This window comes from Ruegeria lacuscaerulensis (assembly GCF_013033355.1).
GTDB classification, from domain to species: domain Bacteria; phylum Pseudomonadota; class Alphaproteobacteria; order Rhodobacterales; family Rhodobacteraceae; genus Ruegeria; species Ruegeria lacuscaerulensis_A.
In genome coordinates this window covers 72,307-93,512 of the sequence record NZ_WQDY01000008.1, presented here as the reverse complement: position 1 = coordinate 93,512, position 21,206 = coordinate 72,307, and the positions used below count along the sequence as shown (strand labels likewise).

24 protein-coding genes are annotated in these 21,206 nt (G+C 54.2%); 4 read left to right on the top strand and 20 right to left on the bottom strand.

The genetic code is table 11. From position 1 onward, the window contains the following. Position 1 precedes the first annotated feature (1 nt). The 14 genes from GOW48_RS14670 to GOW48_RS14605 form a co-directional block, all read right to left on the bottom strand. Positions 2-1,060 (bottom strand): YeeE/YedE family protein, encoded by a 1,059-nt coding sequence (locus GOW48_RS14670; protein WP_331251816.1) that lies wholly within the window; start codon positions 1,058-1,060, stop codon positions 2-4. 52 nt (positions 1,061-1,112) lie between these two features. Next, positions 1,113-2,336: a 5-aminolevulinate synthase gene (gene hemA / locus GOW48_RS14665; protein WP_170754919.1), complete on the bottom strand. Its 1,224-nt coding sequence runs from the start codon at positions 2,334-2,336 to the stop codon at positions 1,113-1,115. A gap of 1 nt (position 2,337) precedes the next feature. Continuing rightward, complete coding sequence (locus GOW48_RS14660) at positions 2,338-2,772, bottom strand: DUF302 domain-containing protein (protein ID WP_170754917.1); 435 nt, start codon at positions 2,770-2,772, stop codon at positions 2,338-2,340. An 80-nt stretch (positions 2,773-2,852) separates the two neighbouring features. Then, on the bottom strand, positions 2,853-4,115 hold the full coding sequence (locus GOW48_RS14655; RefSeq protein WP_170754915.1) for an NAD(P)/FAD-dependent oxidoreductase: 1,263 nt from the start codon (positions 4,113-4,115) through the stop codon (positions 2,853-2,855). A 24-nt stretch (positions 4,116-4,139) separates the two neighbouring features. Beyond that, positions 4,140-4,847 carry a c-type cytochrome gene (locus tag GOW48_RS14650; protein ID WP_414478919.1) on the bottom strand — a complete coding sequence of 236 codons (708 nt, stop codon included), beginning with the start codon at positions 4,845-4,847 and terminating at the stop codon, positions 4,140-4,142. A gap of 2 nt (positions 4,848-4,849) precedes the next feature. Then, positions 4,850-6,175, bottom strand: a complete 1,326-nt coding sequence (locus GOW48_RS14645; RefSeq protein ID WP_170754913.1) for a c-type cytochrome — start codon at positions 6,173-6,175, stop codon at positions 4,850-4,852. Continuing rightward, a complete protein-coding gene (soxC, locus tag GOW48_RS14640; RefSeq protein WP_170754911.1) occupies positions 6,159-7,421 on the bottom strand; it encodes a sulfite dehydrogenase in 1,263 nt (420 codons plus the stop codon). The genes GOW48_RS14645 and soxC overlap by 17 nt, the downstream gene beginning before the upstream one ends. A gap of 24 nt (positions 7,422-7,445) precedes the next feature. Beyond that, positions 7,446-9,143, bottom strand: a complete 1,698-nt coding sequence (gene soxB, locus GOW48_RS14635; RefSeq protein WP_170754909.1) for a thiosulfohydrolase SoxB — start codon at positions 9,141-9,143, stop codon at positions 7,446-7,448. A gap of 87 nt (positions 9,144-9,230) precedes the next feature. Further along, a complete protein-coding gene (soxA, locus tag GOW48_RS14630) occupies positions 9,231-10,076 on the bottom strand; it encodes a sulfur oxidation c-type cytochrome SoxA (RefSeq protein WP_170754907.1) in 846 nt (281 codons plus the stop codon). Between the two features lie 70 nt (positions 10,077-10,146). Further along, positions 10,147-10,476, bottom strand: coding sequence for a thiosulfate oxidation carrier complex protein SoxZ (gene soxZ / locus GOW48_RS14625; RefSeq protein ID WP_170542839.1), 330 nt, complete (start codon positions 10,474-10,476; stop codon positions 10,147-10,149). A gap of 34 nt (positions 10,477-10,510) precedes the next feature. Next, a complete protein-coding gene (gene soxY, locus GOW48_RS14620) occupies positions 10,511-10,927 on the bottom strand; it encodes a thiosulfate oxidation carrier protein SoxY (protein ID WP_170754905.1) in 417 nt (138 codons plus the stop codon). 46 nt (positions 10,928-10,973) lie between these two features. Continuing rightward, complete coding sequence (gene soxX / locus GOW48_RS14615) at positions 10,974-11,450, bottom strand: sulfur oxidation c-type cytochrome SoxX (protein ID WP_170353169.1); 477 nt, start codon at positions 11,448-11,450, stop codon at positions 10,974-10,976. 130 nt (positions 11,451-11,580) lie between these two features. Beyond that, positions 11,581-12,159, bottom strand: a complete 579-nt coding sequence (locus tag GOW48_RS14610; protein WP_170353170.1) for a thioredoxin family protein — start codon at positions 12,157-12,159, stop codon at positions 11,581-11,583. A 14-nt stretch (positions 12,160-12,173) separates the two neighbouring features. Next, on the bottom strand, positions 12,174-12,914 hold the full coding sequence (locus GOW48_RS14605) for a cytochrome c biogenesis CcdA family protein (protein WP_170624581.1): 741 nt from the start codon (positions 12,912-12,914) through the stop codon (positions 12,174-12,176). Positions 12,915-13,063: 149 nt separating this feature from the next. Between GOW48_RS14605 and GOW48_RS14600 the strand changes: the two genes are divergently transcribed. The 3 genes from GOW48_RS14600 to GOW48_RS14590 all read left to right on the top strand — a co-directional run bounded on the left by GOW48_RS14600 (position 13,064) and on the right by GOW48_RS14590 (position 14,881). Beyond that, a complete protein-coding gene (locus GOW48_RS14600; protein WP_331251815.1) occupies positions 13,064-13,369 on the top strand; it encodes a hypothetical protein in 306 nt (101 codons plus the stop codon). Positions 13,370-13,469: 100 nt separating this feature from the next. Continuing rightward, entirely contained in the window at positions 13,470-13,778 is a 309-nt protein-coding gene (locus tag GOW48_RS14595) for an ArsR/SmtB family transcription factor (protein ID WP_058276434.1), read from the top strand. Positions 13,779-13,819: 41 nt separating this feature from the next. Further along, the gene (locus tag GOW48_RS14590; RefSeq protein WP_170754901.1) at positions 13,820-14,881 is read left to right on the top strand and encodes a YeeE/YedE family protein; all 1,062 of its coding nucleotides are present in this window, start codon (positions 13,820-13,822) and stop codon (positions 14,879-14,881) included. Positions 14,882-15,065: 184 nt separating this feature from the next. Here the strand turns inward: GOW48_RS14590 and GOW48_RS14585 are convergent, their stop codons facing one another. From GOW48_RS14585 to GOW48_RS14560, 6 genes are all read right to left on the bottom strand, one after another. Next, a complete protein-coding gene (locus GOW48_RS14585) occupies positions 15,066-16,784 on the bottom strand; it encodes a SulP family inorganic anion transporter (RefSeq protein WP_170754899.1) in 1,719 nt (572 codons plus the stop codon). Positions 16,785-16,796: 12 nt separating this feature from the next. Further along, complete coding sequence (locus GOW48_RS14580; protein WP_170754897.1) at positions 16,797-17,135, bottom strand: protein tyrosine phosphatase family protein; 339 nt, start codon at positions 17,133-17,135, stop codon at positions 16,797-16,799. 19 nt (positions 17,136-17,154) lie between these two features. After that, complete coding sequence (locus tag GOW48_RS14575; protein WP_170754895.1) at positions 17,155-18,036, bottom strand: MBL fold metallo-hydrolase; 882 nt, start codon at positions 18,034-18,036, stop codon at positions 17,155-17,157. 37 nt (positions 18,037-18,073) lie between these two features. Beyond that, positions 18,074-18,502, bottom strand: coding sequence for a DUF6691 family protein (locus tag GOW48_RS14570; RefSeq protein WP_170754893.1), 429 nt, complete (start codon positions 18,500-18,502; stop codon positions 18,074-18,076). Positions 18,503-18,506: 4 nt separating this feature from the next. Further along, entirely contained in the window at positions 18,507-18,938 is a 432-nt protein-coding gene (locus tag GOW48_RS14565) for a YeeE/YedE family protein (RefSeq protein ID WP_170754891.1), read from the bottom strand. Between the two features lie 85 nt (positions 18,939-19,023). Beyond that, on the bottom strand, positions 19,024-19,686 hold the full coding sequence (locus tag GOW48_RS14560) for a Crp/Fnr family transcriptional regulator (RefSeq protein ID WP_170754889.1): 663 nt from the start codon (positions 19,684-19,686) through the stop codon (positions 19,024-19,026). Positions 19,687-20,598: 912 nt separating this feature from the next. Here GOW48_RS14560 and GOW48_RS14550 point away from each other — a divergent pair. Beyond that, on the top strand, positions 20,599-21,114 hold the full coding sequence (locus tag GOW48_RS14550) for a hypothetical protein (protein ID WP_170754885.1): 516 nt from the start codon (positions 20,599-20,601) through the stop codon (positions 21,112-21,114). Positions 21,115-21,206 lie beyond the last annotated feature (92 nt).

Sequence of the window (21,206 nt, the reverse complement as noted above, 5' to 3'; positions counted from 1 at the left end):
CTCAGGACGTTTGAGGAACAGGAATTCGGCGCATTAACCTATGCGCGCTGATCGCTCCAACCCACATGAAGAAAACGGCAAGCCAAGCCGTCAATGACAGGGCGGACCCTCCTGAAAGCCCTGCACCCACGGCGCAACCTCCGGCCAGCATGGCTCCAAACCCCATGAGGACAGCTCCAACAAGGTAGCGCTCCATCGGAGCATCCGGACCAAAACGTTCGATCTTCCACTCCCCTGCAGTTAGGGCCGAGCCTGCAGCACCAATTGCTACGCCTGGAACAAGGCCGATACCGAAGGACAACACGACGTTTCGCTCGGCAACCAACGCCATCAGTGTATCCGTAGCCGGTCCGGTGAACGTGACTGACGAAACAGGCACGACTTCAAATGATGCTTGCGCGATGGCAAATGTCATTAACCAGCCAAGCGCCACCGCCACGCCAACTCCTGCGGCTGTTACGATCCTGATTGGAGCAACTCTCCGGTGGAATGCGAATGCAATTGCCGACACCAATCCCAATACTGCAACGGCTGTATAAGCAACTGACGAAAATCCAAGTATTTCTGAAAGATCTCTCGAGGCGCCCCCTGAGACAGTCCAGATCCCAGAAAGCAATTCGCGGGCGGGACTAAGAACGCCCGTGTAAGCAGCCTGAGCCACTAAGGTTAAAACCAATCCTGCAATCAGGGCGCGCAGATTACCGCAGGAGGCCAATACCAACAGGCGAGATGCGCACCCACGCGCCAGAACCATACCAACGCCGAACATCGCTCCGCCAATTATCGCGCCGCTGAGACTGCCCGTCGACGCAATCGCGCGTGTCTCAGAAAGGTCTAACCACTCAAACGCGACAAACGCCTGCACTAAGGTGAGCGTTGCGGTGAAGGCGATTAGCCAGACAGCCAGTCGAGGACCAAGCTCGCCTTTGGCGACTTCGATGGTCGACGCTCTCAAACAAAAGTGAGACTTCTGGGCCGTCACGCCGAACAAGATACCGACAAGCGCACCGGCAAATGCCAAAGCGCCAGGGTCTCCCAACAAATCGATGAGTCTTTCCATCAACAGAGACTCTCACTTGGTTGCTTGCGCGTCCTTGTCTTCGGTCAAGTTGTCATTGAGCGGCCATTGGTCTGCGCGCCAACTGGCATTGTGTCCATAGCTCACCCAAGGCAGACACCAGTCGATCCACGTCGTCGGTGGAATGCACTGGGGAAGGTGTAATCCGTAGACGTTCCGTTCCCTTGGGGACGGTTGGATAATTGATCGGCTGGATATAAATTCCATAGTCACGCATCAGCACGTCAGAGATGAAGCGACACTTGACCGGATCGCCGACCATGACCGGAATTATGTGACTTGGGTTCGGTGTATGCGGAATGCCCAGATCGTCCAGCCTGTCTCGCACCTCGCGCACGCGCTGCTGGTGTAGATGTCGTTCCGAATTGCTTTGCTTCAGGTGCCGAACCGAAGCAGCAGCTCCTGCGGCCACGGCTGGAGGCAATGCAGTGGTAAAGATAAACCCGCTGGCGAAGGATCGCACAAAGTCGACAAGCTCTTTCGACGCCGAGATGTATCCACCAACTACGCCGAATGCTTTGCCCAATGTCCCCTCAATGACGGTTAGCCGATCCATCAGACCCTCGCGTTCGGCAATGCCTCCGCCGCGTGGTCCATAAAGCCCTACGGCGTGAACCTCATCCAAATAGGTCATCGCACCATAGCGATCAGCCAGATCACAGATCTCGGCAATTGGTGCAATATCGCCATCCATGGAATAGACGCTCTCAAACGCAATGAGCTTCGGTGCATTGGCAGGCAATTCAGCAAGGTGCCTTTCAAGGTCCGCCACATCGTTGTGTTTCCAGATACGCTTCTGGCACCGACTGTGGCGAATGCCCTCGATCATCGAGGCATGGTTCAACTCGTCAGACAGGACTGTGATGCCAGGAATGCGAGACGCCAAAGTTCCCAAGGCAGCCCAGTTCGAGACGTACCCGGAGGTGAACAGCAAAGCAGCATCTTTTCGGTGCAAGTCAGCAAGTTCTCGTTCCAGCAAAACATGCTCGTGGGTCGTTCCAGAGATATTCCGCGTTCCGCCTGCCCCGGCACCACACTCATCGATCACCTTGTGCATTGCTGCAATAACACTGGGGTGCTGACCCATCCCCAGATAATCATTAGAGCACCATACAGTGACTTTCTCGGGACCATTTTCCGCGTAGCTACGCGCTTGCGGGAACGCGCCACACTGCCTTTCGAGATCCGCAAAGACCCGATAGTTCCCTTCCTCTTGAAGCTGGTCGAGTTGATCACGAAAAAACCGCTGGTAGTTCATTTCAGTTCTCAACGGCTTCTTCTACGATCCCGGACAACAGGGTCTGAACCTTTTGCATTGGTCCATCAGGATAGCTTCGGTATCCAACCATCACACCATTGTCGTCTTCGGCTACAAAAATCCCATAGGGGCAGAAGCCAATATTCATTGGGTCGGCTTCCATGACCTCGCGCGAAATTTTTGCCGAGCAGAAGATTAAGATGTCTGCAGCTGCAAATATCTGTTTGTCGCTGCCGACATCAGCGCCTGTTCGATTCAACATGTCGCCGACGTGGCTTACATAGTCGATGACCAGTCCCTGTCCCACAATAGCGGACTCGACGGCGAACGTTGCATCATCAAAACTGCCGTCGAAGGGGATAGTGATGATCTCTTCTGCAAGCCCTTGGCTCGCCAGAACAGTGGAAAACGCGGCTGCGGCGATAAAGTGTTTCATGTTTTTAGTCCTCCTCCTGAACCGCATTTTCTCAGATTGATCATCGGGGTCTTTGACACCGGTCAAAGCCCCCGATTGCCTCAACCAAACATGTCCGACGTGATACCGGCGTACCAACCCAGCGACTCTTCGTAAGTCGCTTTTCTCAAATCGGCATCTTCACCGGTTTGACTGATAAAGCCATCGACTTTCGCGATCTTTTCTGGCGTCGCCTCATAGGTTGCGCCAACCTTAACGCCATCATCGGTATCGATCAGCGACCAGCATGTGTTCGAGAACTTGGCCGGGAATACTTTAGATCCGGTCAACGCACCTCGCACCGCATTCGCACATACTTTTGCCTGACTGTTTGCCGAAAAACCGGATTTCGGCATGTCACCCTGCTGGCTGGCATCACCAAGAACGTAGATATCCGGATCGGCTTTGGAGGACATGTCCGCAGCATTTACTGGTGCCCAGTTGCCATCGGTCACTCCCGCCATTTCCGCAATTCGACCTGCTTTCATCGCTGGGATCACATTGCAGACATCAACCTTCGTCTCTTCGCCGTCGATAGTCACCGTCATTGCATCCGGATTCACGGATACAATGCCACCGCCGAAATCTTCGCCGATCCAGTCGACCATTCCTTCGTAGTTGTTTCCCCAGCCCTCTTGGAACAAAGCCATTTTCGAGAATTTCGGCTTCGGATCGGCGACAATGATCTTTGCTGTTGGGTTGTTTGCCTTCAGCACGTGCGCCACCATCGAAACCCGTTCATACGGCCCGGGCGGGCAACGGTACGGGTTAGGAGGAGCGACCATCGCGAAGGTACCGCCTTCGGGCATCGCCATGATCTGCGCTTTCAAAAGCTCAGTCTGAGAACCAGCCTTGTACGCATGTGGCATCTTGTTTTGGGCCGATAGGTCCCAGCCCTCGACCGCGCCATCAACAAAGTCGATACCCGGGCTGAGGATCAGTTTGTCATAAGGAACTGACCCACCACCTGCCAAGGACACCGTCTTTGCGTCGCGGTCGACCCCAGTGGCCCAATCATGCACGACGTTGATACCGTAGTTCGCGGCAAGCGTGCCGTAGCTGTGGGCGATGTCCGATAGCTCCTGAAAACCTCCCAAATAAAGGTTTGAGAAGAAACAGGTATAGTAAGTCCGAGACGGCTCAATCAGCGTCACGTCAATCTCACCTTTGCTGTCCTTTGCAATGTACCGCGCGGCAGTTGCACCGCCTGCACCGCCACCAACAACCACTACACGGGGCTTGCCTTGAGCCAGCACCATCGGAGCGGATAGCCCGGCGGCCACTACCCCTGCGGCTCCAAGAAATACTCGTCTATTGAGTGTCATCGCGTTTCCTCCCCTTAGGCACTTTCATTCTGGATTATTGAAGTAGGCGGCCAATGCCGCGATCTCGTCATTGCTCAGCCGTCCAGCGATCATTTGCATGACCGGATGTGGCCGCTGTTTGTCCTTGTAAGCGTGCATGGCGACCACGAAGTCTTCGTCAGGCCAGTACACAATCGAAGGAATGCCCTCATCGCCTCCCTCAATCTGGTGGCATGTTGTACATTCGCTGCTGAGATATGCGCCGTACTCAGGATCTCCTTGTATCGCCAGGATCGCAGGATCGATCGAATGATCCGTGCCTTTCGCGGTTGGATCCGCTTCCGGGATATCTCGGGGATTGTCTGAAAAACCCCGCAAATACGCGATCACGTTGGCTCGGTCTTCCGGGTCGTTCAAACCGCGAAAACTCATCCTCGTGCCTGACGCAAATGAGCGTGGGTTTTCGATGTAGGCGGACAGAGTGTCAGCGTGCCATTCCAGACCCGAGCTACCTGCACGCACAAGGCTCTTGGAGTAATTAAACCCATCGAGGCCTGCGGCTTTCCGACCAAAAACACCGTTCAGATGCGGCCCGATTTTATTTTCGGCTCCTTCTCCAACCTGATGACAACCTTTGCATTTGGCAAACACCACTTTGCCAGCTTCAGCATCACCAAGGTCATCTGCCGCGTGGGTCGATGGCGCGATCGCAACCAAAAGTGTTGCGCAGGTTAGAATGCACGACCACCGCACGATCAGCTTCCGAAAGACTTGAGGTAGACGATCACGGCTTCAATATCGTCCGGTTTCTTTAGACCCGCAAATGACATGCGCGTGCCTTTCATGTAGTCCTTGGGTTTTGTAAGGAAGGCCGCCATTTCTTCTTCGGTCCAAACAAGACCGGCCTCGGCAGCTGTTTTCATAGCTTTGGAGTATTTGAACCCTTCAACCGACCCTGCGTTGGCCCCGATAACTCCGTTCAGCGCGGGACCCGTGCTGTCCTTAGCACCGTCACCAACCTGATGGCAGGACTTACACTTCTTGAAGACCTTCTCACCGGCTGCGAACAGTTCCGTAATCTGGTCAGCCTCGTCGATTTCCTGAACAGCCGGTGTAGCGGCAGCTTCTTCCTCAGGTCTTGGCGCTGCGGCTGGAATGAACGAGGGCCCTTCCGCCGTAAACGTCGGTAACTCGTCCGCACTGGCTTCATTCATGACCGAATTCGAACCGCCTTCTGGTGGTGTCTCAACCAGAAAGACAGAACGCATAGTAACCGCGGCCTCTGTTTTGCAGTTCTCCATGCAGGGCTCTTCTCGCCATTCTGCGTACTCAGTCTCAGGTCGCGTGTCGACGACAAATCCATCCTTGTTGTACATCCTGAATTCGGCGAAATTTTCATTGCTGAGAACGAAATCGTCATCCACCAGATCGTTGGAATAAAGGATATAGGCGACGATTGCGTAGGTCTCATCCGCCGTAAGCGTACCTGCTTCACCAAATGGCATTGAGCGGGAAATATAGTCCCAAGCGGTCGACAAATGAGGCCAATAAGACCCGATGGTTTTTACAGGATCCTCGTCGGCAAGCGTGTCGAATCCACCGGCCAGAACAGGCCAATTGTCGGCGCCCTCGGCAAACTCTCCGTGGCAGGACGCACACCGGTCGACAAACACTTCTTCTCCGGTCCAGACATCGCCTGATCCAACCGGCAAGCCACGCCCGTCGGGCAAGATGTCAACGTTCCAGGCAGCGATCTCTTCCTCCAATGCAGGACGTCCAAGCCCAATAGTACCGTCGCGAATGGGCGCCGGTGCAGTTAGGTTCGCACCATTTGCAACCCGTTCCGCGGCGGCCGCTTGGATTTCTTCGACTATAGTCTCGAGTTCAGCCGCTCGACTGGCCTCCGCTTGCGCGTTTTCTAGAGCTGATGCTGCATGCGCTTCAACCTGACCTATCCGGGTTTCCAAAGTGTCTATCTTCGACTGGCCGTAGTTCCGATTGGCAAATACCAACGCTGCCGCAAGCACAAAGGCTGTGCCACCAAATACGGGCAGGAAAACATGACTAAGAGACTTCGACATTCTCAGCGATCCCTTCTGCGCTCACGTACCAAGTTTGGATACAGTTGTTGTGGTAGACCGCGTTTTCTCCGCGCTTTTCGCGTAGCTGGTCTTTGGTTGGCTGCACATAGCCAGTCTCGTCTATCGCCCGGGCCTGCAACAACATTGGTGCTCCGTCCCAATTCGTATCGAGATAGAAACGCGTCAAAGCCTTGCTGCCGCCCTGCTTGCCAAGACGCGCCGTCTCCCAGGTGATCCCACCGTCCTTGGACACATCGACCCGCGTAATTTGCCCGTGGCCTGACCAAGCAAGCCCGGAAATGACCAAAGGTCCCGGTCCGTGTTTGATCGGCATTTGCGGGCTGGGTGAGGTGATGACGGATTTTGCATCCATCACCCACGTCCATTTCTGGGCTGTGCCATCAGCGTAGACATCAGTGTATTTTGATGTTTCTTCGCGGCTTTCGACCGCCATATCGACGACCTCAATGCGGCGCAGCCACTTGACCCACATGTTGCCTTCCCAGCCAGGAACAACCAGTCGCACCGGATATCCATGCTCCATGCGCAGCGCTTCACCATTTGCCTTGAAAGCCACCAACACGTCATCCAGCGCTTTTTCCATCGGGATGGAGCGGCCATTTGATGACGCGTCTGCGCCTTCAACATAGACCCATTTGTCTGGTGAGAAATCGGCGCCTGCTTCCTGCAACAGCGTGCGCAGAGGAACGCCGGTGTATTCCATGTTATGAATCATGCCGTGCGTAAATTGGACGCCATTGAGTTGAGCACCAGCCCACTCCATACCAGTGTTCGCCGCGCATTCGCAGAAATACACATGGTTTTCGCGCGGGAAACGCTCAATGTCTTCATAAGTAAACACAAGCGGGCGATCGACCAGCCCGTTGATCATCAGGCGATAATCCTCTTTGCGCAGCTCAATCGCGCCCGAATGATGACGCTCAAAAGCGCATCCTTGCGGAGTGATCGTACCATCAAGGGCGTGGATCGGTGTGAAGTTGATCGACGAAATCGGAGAGGCGGTCAGCCATTCCACGTTGCGCCGAACGACATGAGATTCGAAACTGATCGGCAGGCCATAAGGTGACTCATCGACACCGGCACCCGTATAAGACGCCCAATCCTGAAGCTCTGTTATCAGTGGATCGGGCGTGTCTGCGGCTGCCGCACCCGCGACTGATCCTGCGGCGACCGCAGCACTGCCTTTCAGGAAGGCCCGGCGGGACGGTTTGAACGCGTCATCCATATCTCTTAGGTCTCCATCTGTTTCTTAAGCGCCGACAACATCGACACTAGTGTTCTCTTCCACCGTTACGGTGCCAAGGTTGCGAATGTGGTTTTCGACGACATCCCAGATCGGCGGACCCTCAGTGCCTTCGTTGACACTGGCCCAACCAGCCACGACGTAGGTTTTCGACGGATCAATCGCTTCACCCGTTTTGAGCAGGGTCATTTCGCTGATCCGCTGCCCTTGTGGTTTGGTCACATCGATGCGGTAGCCAAGCCCACCGACGCGGACCATATCGCCGCCCTGCTGGTAGTAGGGGTCGGGATTGAACAGGTTGTCACCGACATCCTCGAGAATCACATGGATGAATTCGCCTGTCATTTCTGTGCGATAGGCATTGGGATACGACATCGATGTGACGTTCCAAATGTCCTCGCGCGTGATATCCTGCGCAGGCAGTATTGACGGCCCCCAACGGACGCCGGGCGACATCGCGATGTCTGCCTCACGCTCATTGATCAGAGCATCGCAAATCAGGTCATCCCAGGTGCCGTTAAAGTTGCCACGGCGGTAGAGCAACGAATCCGTTTTGCCAATCACCTCACTCAGCGCAGCCTCGTACGGCGCGCGCTGATCATTTATCAGAGCAGTGATCGCAGGATCAGGAGCGATGACGTCAGAGAAGATCGGGATCAGCTTGTGCTTCAGCCCCATCATCTGCCCGCCCCTCACGTCGAGATCGACGCGGCTAACGAATTTTCCGTTCGAGCCAGACGCAATGATATGCGTTTTACCGACCAGAACCGGCTCGGGTAGCGCGTCATGCGTGTGACCGCTTAGGATCACGTCGATCCCTTGCACCTGACCTGCCATCTTCTTATCCACGTCAAAGCCATTATGGCTGAGGACGACGACGACATCGGCACCGGCATCGCGAACCTCGTCCACCATTACCTGCATGTTTTCATCCCGGATACCGAATGAATATTCTGGGAACATCCAGCCTGGGTTCGCGATGGGCATGTAAGGAAACGCTTGCCCGATAACAGCAACCTTTGCACCGCCCCGATCAAAAAACTTGTAGGGTTGGAACAATTCTGCAGGTTCGTCCCACTCGGCATCAAAGATGTTTTGACCCAAGGCCGCAAAAGGCAAGCTTTCGACGATTTCGTTAACCCTGTCGCTGCCCAACGTGAACTCCCAATGGAAGGTCATAGCATCGGGTTTCAGCGCGTTCATGACATTGACCATGTCCTGACCGGCCGTCTGATAGCAGGTGTATGAACCGTGCCAGGTATCGCCCCCATCCAATAAAAGGGCATCAGGACGGTCAGCACGAATGGCGTTGATGACAGTTGAGACCCGGTCCAATCCACCAACCCGACCGTAGGTCTTGGCCAGCGCAGAGAAATCATTGTAGGTCAGCGCATAGGCCGACGGGCTTCCATCTTCGATCCCGTACGCCTTGCGGAAAACCGCCCCCGTGACATGCGGCATCTGCCCTCGCGCATCGCCAATACCAAGGTTTACCTCGGGTTCACGGAAATAGATCGGCTTGAGTTGCGCGTGGATGTCGGTGACATGGATCAGGCTGATATTGCCGAAGGTCTCGAACTCCAGCAATTGATCCTGCGTTAGGCTTTGCTGCGCGGCAAGCTTGGCCCATTTGCCAAACCCGGACGCCCCGTACAGGGCCGAAGCTGCCATTGAAACCTGCAAGAAGTCACGTCGAGAAATCATCTATCAGCTTCCCTATAACACATATAAATGTATGAATGTTATATGCATGAAAAACCCGCGCAGGACAACGCCCGCGCGGCTCGTTCGTTATTGACGTACAGCAGGAGTTTCGACTGAAAGCCCGTTGCCACGCGAGGCCACATAGAGCTCAAGCGCGCGAAACTCGTCCGATCCTTCGGCAAAAGTTTCCGCCCGCGTATCGCGAATACAGCCGCGGAAACGATTGTGGCGCGAGATCAGCTTGGCCTGTTTCAGACGATACGTCGGGAACCCGTTGATCATACCTTGGCTCAGGTGGTCGGCGCGGATCATGTTGCCCCAGTTGTCTTCATGACAATTGGCACAGCTCAACTCCAGCTGACCATAGCGGGTATAATACATCTCCTTGCCCTGCTCCCAAAATGGGGCGGCATCGCCATCAATCGCTACGTTCATAGGCAACCCGCGTGATTGCAGACCGATCAAAGCGACCATGCCCTGCATATCACCCCCGGACCATTTCCAGGCATCGGCTTCCATGCGGTCCGTGCGGCACTTGTTGATCAGATCTTCCATGACGACAAGCTTACCAGTTTCGGCATCCACCTTCGGCATGGACGCCTGCAATCCCTTGAAGCTTTCCACCCCATCGTGGCAAGAGGCACAGCTCTCGCCAGCGGCACCATCAACGGTCCCGAAGAGATCGGTGGCCTGATCGACGAAGATCATTGCGGGGTTGTCGAAGTCATCAAGTTGAAGCGCTTGCGTTTCATCCGTGCGAAAATGCCAACCCGAGTAGATCGTGTCCAAATTTTCCAGATGCGCCGGAGCTTCAGTGACCGAGGTCATGTCCAACTCATCATTGATAACCAAATTGTCTTCATCCGGTCCAGCCATCGCTGCAGCCGGGAAAACCAGAATTGCCGCGATCGCCGTAAGTGCCTTGGTATTCATTGCGTTCCTCCCTTGGTGGATCAGCGCCAACTCCTCCTACCAGCGCTGATCTGCCTTAGTGTTTGAGCCGTCAGGCGATCTCGATCGTTTTTTTCTCATCGTAAACAGAGCCGTCATCATCGTACCAAGTGAAGACAAACTCACCGGCGTCGGGCACCGTCGCTTCGAACTGGAAGTACGGGTTGGTCGAAATCGCCGGCTCCATCGTCACATCCACCACCATTTCTCCATTAAACTCGCAGGTGAAACGGTTGATGATCGAACGCGGGATGACGTTGCCTTCTTTGTCCTTACGCTGGCCGCTTTCCATCTTGTGGCTGATCAGTGTCTTGATCGTTATGGTTTCACCAGCTGCGGCTGTCTTTGGAACCTTGACGCGGGGTTTTACACCGGATGCCATTGGTTAATCTCCTGTTCTTCAGGGCGCGTGGCGATCAGCCGCCGCAGCCGCCGATTGTCACTTTTACGGTCGCGGACGCTTTGGCAAAGCTGCCATCTGCCATCTTCGCCACAGCAATGACGTCCTGCGTTCCGGCAAGACGGATGCGGGTTGATGCGGCTTGTTCAGCCGCCAATGGGCCGAATTTGAATGTCGCGACGCCCGGTTCGGGGTTGCCTGCAGCCACGATCAGAATTGCAGCGGCACCCGGGGCACTCACTTCGATAGGTACAGTATTTCCGTTTTCTGCGATTTCCGGTGCAGTCAACGTAACACCGCCATCAGCCACATCTGCCCCGCCTGTAAATGCCGCAATGGCATCTTCAGCAGCTGCATTTGCCCGAAGCGGCATAATTGTCAGGAACGCGGCGCCCAGCCCAAGGGCCAGTGTCTCGCGGCGAGAGAGTTCCATTTTCAATCTCCTTTGATTCTTCGAAAATCTGCGCTTGAAAGCGCAGCTATTCTTCTTTCAGGGTCGCAAGAAACGCGACCACGTCCTCAATTTCTTGCGCTGTCAGGATCGACGTCAAAGGCGCGGTTGGGGCTTTTCCGGTATAGGCGTCGCCCGGGCGGATATAACCGTCATCCTTGTAGAACGCAGGCATCACCGTGCCTTCGAACGTCATCTTGGCATTTGCGACCAATCCGCGAAGTTCTGCTTCGGTCCAACGATCACCGGCGCCATCCAGCATCGGACCAACTTCGCCATGGAACGGGATGTCAGCTAAAGCCGAAACCGCGTGGCACGCAACGCAGTTGCCTTTTGACTTGTCCCCAACGATCAGCGCGCCATTCGCCGCGTCGCCAGCAGCTCCGGTCAACGAAGCCTCAATGGCACCATAGTCGTCATAGGTTACGTCTTGCGGGTCTGTTTCTGCCGCAATTGCGGCAACGCCTGTCATTGCGCAGACCAATGTTAAGAGTCTCAGCTTCATGATCCCTCCCATGTGCTAACGCGCCGACGGCGCCTTGCGACCCAAAGCCTTGTGTACCGTAGTCGACGAGTACCGCTTGTCGCAACATTAAATTCATAATAATGAATTTTTTTATTTATAATGGCAGCATTCAATCCTGAGAAACATTGTTTCGCTCTTGAATGCGCCGCGCATGATAGCGTTGGAAATCTTCACCATTTTCAAGCTCATATCGTTTTTCCTCGACCCAGGTGAAAAGGTCTAAGGTTGTTCCTTTTGAGAACGCTCCGGGCATAACAGCGACCGCAGCATCGATGGCTGTAGCGTCCTCTGGCACCTCTTCCGGCAGGAATACGAGCGTCGGGGTGAACAGAATCCCCCATTTTCGCATCAGCGCTCTTTGCTCATTCTCTTCACCGTCAAAGTCGATGGCCGTGGTGCTGCCATGCAAATCTAGTTGGACGACAAAGAAATTCTCTTCGATGAACGCTGCAAGGTCAGGCTGGGGGAACACTTCTTCATGCATTTTCTTGCAATAGATGCAGCCTTGTTGCTCAATAAATAAAACCAACCGCTTGTCTTCGCTTGACGCCTCTTCAAGATCCTCACGAAGGTCTTTGAAGGTGTCGCGCATCCACGGAGTTTTATGCAAACCGTCGTCGCCCAGTTCAGCGGCGGAAACTGCCCCGCCGATCAGACAAGCGATCAATAATGACAAAACTCGATTCATGTCTTCCTCCCGAGTTATCCAATGGCTGCAAGCCAAGGCATATGGTCGAGCATCCATTGTGCGATGTGATTGATGGAGTTGGTTGCGATGAGGATGCCGAAGAGCACCAGAAAGCCACCCATTGCCATTTCGATGAGGGGCAAGTGCTTTCTGAACCGTGCCATCCACTGCATGAAGGGGCGGACCAGGAAGGCCGCCAGAACAAACGGTGCGGTCATTCCAACACCGTAGACGAATAGAAGCACCGCTCCACGCCAGGCCGTTTCGGTTCCGGCCGCTGTGAACAGGATTGCAGCGAGCACCGGCCCAACACAGGGGGTCCAGCCAAAAGCAAACGCCAATCCAAGAACATATGCTCCAACAAGGCTCACATTTGATGTATCACCAACATCCGCACGAAATTGGCGATACAGGAACCCGATGCGGATAATCCCCAAGAAATGCATGCCCATCACAATGATGATGGCCGCAGCGATCCAACGCAGGATGTCGAAATACTCTCGTACCAGCTGCCCGAATATCGAAGCCGTCGCACCTAACGCCATGAAGATCGTTATGATCCCGGCTGCAAATGCTATCGCAGAAAGCGTTGCCTTGCGACGAACGCCGCCGGGAATTGTAGAACCCGCAGATATCTGATCAATCCCGACACCGGCCAGATAGCTGAGATAAAACGGTACTATAGGTAGGATGCAGGGCGACAGGAACGACAATAGCCCTGCAATTAAAGCTCCCGCAAATGTAATGTCGAGCATGGTCAAACCTGTCCTGGCACGCTATCATTCACACATTCAAAATAATAAAGATATGTCGCTGCGGTCAATCGGAGCTTGAGATGCGCCACCTAATTCTACTTCTGATTGCAATTACGTTGTTTGTTTCTCCCGTGGTTTCACGGGCAGAAATGACTCTTCTGATGGCCGAAGAAGATGGGTGTATGTGGTGCGCACGTTGGGACACCGACATCTCGGAGATCTACCCCAAGACACCGGAAGGACATGCCGCTCCACTTCAACGCATCGATATCCACGCGGCCGTGCCTGAAGGCATCGCATTGGAGCGGCCTCTCTACTACACGCCAACCTTTGTTCTGCTGGACGATGGCCAAGAGGTCGGCCGGATCGAAGGCTATCCCGGCGAAGATTTTTTCTGGGGGTTGCTGGGCGTTTTGCTGCGTGACGCTGGGGTACCGATCGAGAGCTCTGGATAAACTGCGGCGCATTACATAAACTGTTATGAATGCGTGAAGCTATGAAAGCGAGGCGATCTTGTTGGACAAATCTTCGAAACTGCCTGTGTTCTCCCCGGACATGTGCGCCGAAGACATGGACAGAATGATGGAAAATGCTCAGACTGCGTCAAGTTTCCTCAAGGCAATCAGCCATGAAGGACGCTTGATGATATTGTGCTATCTGTCCTCGGGTGAAAAATCTGTCGCGCAGATGGAAGAAATGCTCTCGGCACGCCAGGCCGCCGTGTCTCAACAACTATCTCGCCTACGCTTTGAGGGCTTGGTCAAAACGCGACGCGAGGGGAAAACGATCTACTACAGATTGGCGGATGATCGATCGACACAGATCCTGGAAGTCGTTTACGATCTGTTCTGCAGGGAGAAATAGAAGCCGCCAAAACACCCGCCAGCTTTGGGAGGAGACTGGCAATGTTTGAAGCATTGGGAGACGCCAACGCCGTCGCCCTGATCGGTTTGATCGGTGGCATTGTGTTGGGCTTGGCCGCACGCATTGGCCGTTTTTGCACGTTGGGTGCAATCGAAGACTACCTTTACGCAGATGATGACCGGCGGCTGCGTATGTGGGCAATTGCGATTGGCGTAGCAATTGTCGGCAGCCACTTAGCTATGGCTTTAGGTTGGCTGGACCCTCTTGGAACAAGGTATCTTGCACAGACCTGGAACCCACTTGGGTCGATAATAGGTGGTCTCATGTTCGGTTACGGAATGGCCATCAGCGGAAACTGTGGCTATGGCGCGCTGGCAAGGCTTGGAGGCGGCGACCTTCGATCATTCGTCATCGTTTTGATTATGGGTCTTTCTGCTTACGTTGTCATGTCCGGGCCCCTTGCATATTTGCGCGTATGGGTCTTCCCCGAGGAAATGGATCTTGAAGGCCCTCAGAGCATTAGCTTCCTTGCCGAACAACTGACCTCTATCCCAGCTTGGCTCATTGGCGCGGTCATCGGCATTGCGTTGGTGATTTTCGCCTTGGCAAACCGACGCTTCCGCCGCGCTCCCGCACAGGTATTTTGGGGATCTGTAGTTGGGCTGGCGATCGTATCAGGGTGGCTCGGCACGAATTGGGTTGCGACGCACGGTTTCGATGGTGAACCGGTTCAAACCCATACCTTCGCCGCACCACTTGGCGACACGTTATTCTACCTCATGACAGCGTCCGGAAACACTTTGTCCTTTGCGGTCGGATCAGTCTCCGGCGTTCTCATTGGTGCATTTTTGGGGTCCTGGTCCAAAGGTCATTTCCGATGGGAAGCATGCGAGGATCCACGCGAACTCAAGCGTCAAATGCTCGGCGCGGCGATTATGGGGCCAGGTGCGATCATCGCAGTCGGTTGCAGCGTCGGACAAGGTATTTCTGCCTTCTCACTTTTGGCCTACAGCGCGCCTGTAACATTCGCTGCCATCTTCGCCGGTGCGGCGCTTGGCTTGAAACAACTCATGTATGGGTTGTCTTTCATAACTGAGCGTTGAGGTCACAGTTCAAACAAAAATTCACGTGTGAAGGACGGTTTCGGCGGTTCTCTTTTATTCAGAAAGCGATTGCCTTTGATGGACATATCGGCACGAGACGTTCATTAATCAAATGCGCTTATACGTTAGCTATGCGAACCAAAGCGCTCGTTCTGATCACGTTCACAAACCAAGCTGATCTTAGTCACTCGCTCGCTTCTGCAATGAGCGTTGTCCACGCATCGTGCTGGGACAAGAAAACCCTGCCGATCAGACCGTCGACAATATGAGACCGTTTGAGTCTGTCCATAACAGGACCCTTGACTTCGGACAGATGTAGGCCAACGCCAAGCTCCCTAAGGCGGTGATTGATCGCCTCGAGAGTTTCCAGCGCTGAGTAGTCCACTTCGTTAACGGCGGAGAACATCAAAACAACATGTTTGACCTTCGTCCGGTCGGCAAGGCGACTGAAGATCAGTTCTTCCAGAAAGCCGGCGTTTACAAAGTAAAGACTCTCGTCGATGCGCAGCGTTAGCACCGTAGGTGCGGTTTCGACATCGTGGCGCTGGACATTTCGAAAGTGCTCTGTCCCGGGCACGCGGCCCACTTCCGCAACATGCGGTCGAGACGTCTTGTACAAATGCAAAAGTATTGAAATCGCCACTCCAGACGCGACGCCGACTTCGACACCCAGACCGAGCGTCAGCAAAACCGTTGCTGATACCGCGATGAAGTCTGCACGGGAATAGTCCCATGTTCTGCGAAATATTGAAAAATCCACGAGGCTCAGAACCGCCACAATGATTGTAGCGGCCAACGTGGCGTTTGGCAGGAAATACACCAATGGTGTCAACGCCAAGGCGGCGATTGCGAGGCCAAGCGCAGTATAGGCGCCAGCAGCTGGAGTTTCAGCGCCAGCATCGAAATTGACGACTGATCGCGCAAATCCCCCCGTGACAGGGTAGCCTCCGGTGAACGCTGCGCCTATGTTGGCTGCGCCCAGTCCAATGAGTTCCTGGTCCGGATCAATCCGTTGACGTTTCTTGGCTGCCAAAGTTTGCGCGACTGAGACGGATTCGACAAAGCCAATCACTGAAATCAGGACCGCCGGAACCAACAGCGCTGCAAGCAAGTCGGGCGCAAAGACTGGCAATGTAAGCGGCGGCAGGCTTTGCGGGACTTCCCCAACGATTTTCACACCCATTTCGACAAGATCTAGTGCCCAAACCGTAACCGTAGTGGCAACTACGGCGGCAACAGGTCCCGCCTTCGTTAGAATATCGGCAAGCGCCGCCGGAGCACCCAACCTTAATAATCCGGGTTTTAACCATCGGCGGGCCCAAAAAAGGAAGGCCGTCGCACTGAGGCCGATTACGAGCGTAACCCAATTCACCTCGTGCAAGTGCGCTGCAATCGATGCGACGATCTCGAGCAATGTATGTCCGTGCGCATTTACACCCAAAATGTGCTTGAGTTGGCTGGCCGCAATCAAGATCCCAGATGCTGTGATAAACCCGGCGATCACCGGGTGGCTCAAAAAATTAGCCAGGAAGCCCAGCCGCAAGAACCCCAAAAGCAACAGGAAACTGCCAGAAAGAAATGCGAGGGTCAGTGCCGCAACCGCGTAACCTGCCGTGCCTTGTTCAGCAACCTGACCGACAGCCGACGCTGTTAATAGTGAGACAACGGCAACCGGGCCAACCGCTAAGGCGCGACTGGTTCCAAATATTGCGTAAAGAATAATTGGCGCGATGGATGCATACAGCCCTGCTTCTGGAGGCAATCCAGCCAAGAGCGCGTAGGCCAAGGATTGGGGTATCAGCATGATGGTGACGATCACCGCCGCCATCAGATCGTTAGAAAGCTCTGCCCGTCCATAGCTGCGAGCCCAACTCAGAACCGGCAGATATTGCGCCGTCCGCATCCTTACCTCCCGCTACGCCGCAGTGTCTCGTCGTGCGTGCCACAGCGTTGCAGCGCGCTGACCGCTTCGGCAGTAGCCAAGGACAGGCTCGGACAGCTCTGCCAACGCCTCAGAAAATGCAATGTGGTTCGCTTCTGTTGCGCCGGAGGGTTTAACCGGCACATAGCGAGCTTGCAGACCTTGCGCCTTGGCGCATTCTTGGATCTGGCTAAAAGTAGGCTGCTCCTTATGTTCGCCGTCAGGACGCACACAGATTAGCGAGCGAAATCCAAGCGTTTTGACTTCCGCCAAGTCATCGGTCTCCAATTGACCGCAAGTACTGAAGTCGTGGGAAATTTGGGTGATTTCCATCGCTCTCATCCTTTCAAAATCAGAGTTTGTTGACCGGAACCTTGAGCATGGGGTTGCCGTCCACGTCCGTTGGCACTTCACCCGCGCGCATATTTACTTGAAGAGATGGGATGATCAGCTTCGGCATTTCCAGCAGAGCATCTCGTTCAACTCGGAACTTGACGAACTCTTCTTTTGATTTGCCACCACCAACGTGGATATTGTGGGCTTTCTCATTGCCGACAGTTGTTTCCCAGGCGATGTCGCGCCCGTTTGGTCCGTAGTCATGGCACATGAAAAGTCGTGTCTCGTCCGGCAAGCTCAGGACTCTTTGAATGCTATCGTAAAGCGTTGCTGCATCGCCGCCGGGAAAATCTGCGCGCGCTGATCCCCCATCCGGCATGAACAAAGTATCGCCCACAAAAGCCGCATCTCCTGCGACATGTACCATGCAAGCCGGCGTATGGCCGGGGGTGTACATTGTGAACACCTGCATATTGCCAACCGTGTACGTATCGCCGTCTTCGAAAAGCTGATCGAACTGGCTGCCATCACGCTGGAACTCGGTACCTTCATTGAAGACCTTCCCAAACGTGTCCTGCACGATCATGATTTTTGAACCAATGCCGATTTTTCCCCCAAGCTTTTCTTGGATATACGGCGCGGCACTCAAATGATCGGCGTGAACATGGGTCTCAATGATCCATTCCAAATTCAGATCTTGGCTTACGACCTGGTGGACGAGCTCGTCTGCGTGATCGTGAGTGATGCGCCCCGCCGCGAAGTCAATGTCCATTACGCTATCGACAATGGCACATGAATTCGAGGTGGGATCCTTCACAATATAGCTGATGGTGTTCGTTGCCTCATCGAAGAAGGCCTGAACGTCCGGCTTGATGTTCATGTTCACGGGATACGTCATTTGATTGTACTCCAGGGAGGTTCAGGGAAATCGGTGACTAAGCCGCCGACTGAACAGGACGCGCGAAAAGGAGCCTGCGCAGTACAAATCCGGCAAGAACGGCAACCAGAAAGAGAACAACTTCCCAACGCCCGGTACCAAGTGCCGGTATCGCAGCGCCGGGGCAGAAGCCTGCAATTCCCCAACCGATGCCGAAGAGAGCCGAACCACCAACCAATCGCTTGTCTACGGCCGTCGCGTTTGGGATTTGAAAACGCCCAACAAAGAGCGGCGTTGTTTGCCGCCAGGCAAGTCTGTAGCCGAAGAACGTGACCAGGAGCGCACCACCCATAACAAAGGCGAGGCTAGGATCCCACGTCCCGGCAATATCGAAGAAATTCAAAACTTTGGCCGGATCCATCATGCCCGAAACAGCGATACCAACGCCAAAGATCAGGCCGGTAAACAAAGCAAACACAAGTTTCATTGCTTTATACTCCAAAGACGTGACGGATCAGGAAGACTGTGATTGCAGCTGTGACCATGAAGGTCGGCACTGCCACCAAAGAGCGAACAGACAGCCGAGATAGTCCGCAAACACCATGCCCTGACGTGCAGCCAGATCCGAGACTGGCGCCCAGACCGACGATCACACCGCCGATCACGATCATAATCGGGCTGACAGGTACTGTAAGTTCAGGCATTGCACCGGTCGCAGCGTAGATCAGGCCCGGTGCGAGCATCATTCCCACAACCAAGGCCGTTCGCCAGGCGAATTCCTCGCGGTTTTCAGGGAATGCCAAGCCAGACAATATGCCCGTTGCACCCATGATCCGTCCCAGTCCGAGCATCAAAAGCACGGATCCAAGTCCAATTGCGAGCCCCCCTCCAAATGAGGCGATCGGCGTAAACACGGTTTCCATCAGGCGTCTCCGGTTGTTCATGTTGCAACCTGATTACCGGTCGGCACCTCACTCTTCAGTGACAATGTCACTTAACGCAAAGAATTCATGCGCTGTTCGCCAAACGCTCCAATTGAGGTTTGTTCCGGAGGGTGATCCGCCCCCTCGTCTGAAGGATAAGTCCTCGCTTTTGAAAGTCATTCAGTATGCGTGAAACGACCTCACGCGCTGTCCCTAACTCGTTTGCTAAAGCCTGATGCGTCGCCTGGATTTCGGAATGGCCTTCTCCTAGCGCCAAAAGGCGCTCTGCCAGTCGAACATCCATTCTGCCAAAGGCGACATCGTCTACTACGCGCAAAAGATCAATCAACCGACGAGAATAAGCCGAGAAAACGAAACCGCGAAAACTGTCTTCTTCAGCAGCCAGCCTATCAAATGAAGTTTTAGGTAATGTGATAGCAGTGACGTCAGTCTCCGCAATACCCTCAGCATTATAAGCTTCCTCGGACAGCATGCAGGCGGTGGTCAGCACGCAGCTCTCTCCAGCTTCAACGCGATACAGCACGATTTCTCGCCCGGCATCAGAACTTTGAGAGACGCGTATGCGGCCGGCATGCAAAAACATCAGACTGTCCGGGATGTTGTCGGGTCCAAAAACTTGCTGACCCTGCTTGTATGAAACCACGCGTGCTTCATGTAGAAGCTTATCCCTGACCCGCCGAGGTAGATTTCTGGTGCCAAGAAAGCTTTCGGTCCAATCTCCCTTCAATTTATGTCCTATGCTCTGTGCGTTCGGTTCACTGGTTCCCTACAAAGATGCGGTGGCACGCGATCTGGATCAATGGCTCTCTTCGTTTTTGTAACCAGCTAGATCCGAGCATCGCCCAACATTGACCCGCCCGACTTGCCATTAACGCACGGCTCAGCGCTTTGGCCGCTTCGGGGCTCAGAGCAGTCGTTCGCATTGTTTGCTCGCTCATCAGGTCTTCCAACGTCGGCATTGCGGACAATGCGGCCCGACGCAGCTCGACTGACAAAATCTTGCCAATTTGAGACATGTCATTTTTTTGCATTCCCTCCACCCTTTACAATCGCCAAAGTAAAAGGAGGGACACATACGAGAGATTTCGATGAAGTCGCCTTGTCATTTTGGCTTAATTTGTTTGCTAGCATCCTGCGGTGGCGGGGGAGGATCGGGGCCAAGTTGGTTGTCGAAGACCCGTAGAGCCAATTTCGTTTCAAGCTCTCTCGCACCCTCATTCACATGAGATTGCTTTGGGCTGAGAAGATGCATCTGACTTAAATGCGGACTTAGCCGCCTTGGGCATTTGGCTTCTGCGACACGCGGAAAAGGAAGAAAAACATGGATAGGATCGCGTGCTTTAGTAACCCAAAAGGGGGTGAACCCTGAGTGCGTCACTCGACTTTGATCCACGTCAATCACATGCGAAATTCGGCATGTTAGCTAGAACCTACTTGGCTCGAGGTGTCCGTAGTAGCTGATCGCTCAATCAGAATACTGGTGGGTTGGCGGTTTCACGCGCCATCCATTCAGTATCAGAGCAGAGCGATTGATAGCCATTTCCAGAGTTTCTTTCCTCGGCCAAAAGGGAGGATTTGGAGAATGCTTAGAAGGCCGTTCAACTTAATACTTGTTGCGTCACTACTCTTTGGATGCCAAATGACTGAACCTGTTGTTTCGGCAGACTCCAGCACATTCAGCGTCACGTCCGTTAAAGTCGCTCTGGCAGACCCGGTATCAATCGACAAGCGATTGGCTCGTTGGGATATCGGAGTTACAAGTGAGCGTTTCGCAGAGGACGTACGCCTGGCTGCGAGCCAAGCCTTGAGGTCACCGCCGGAAGGCGGAGGTCGGACGGTCGCTGTGAAGCTCACATTGATTGACCTGACATTAGACAGCACAATTCCTGGCCTTCTGCAAAGTCCGCTAATCACGCCTTACCCTTACAGCCGGATCGTCGCGGAGGTTCAGGTGCATGACGCACAGTCTGGTGAATTGTTGATCCGGCGGAATTTTCTTGGAGATGACAATCCCGGCGAGCACACCTTCGGTAGCACGGTGCGCTCCAGTTTCAGTGGAGGAAAATCTCTTCCTGAAGCTTATCAGGACGTGGTGAATGGTTTCGCCGACGATTTGGTTCGCCAGTTCAAAGTAGGGTTCGATAAGACGACCTGACGTGTTCCCTAATGCCTCTCCCCGAAAGAAGGTTTAGCCGAAGCACGGGCCTGGCTTCGAGACAAAGCGCGGGGCACAGAACGCTTTGGGTT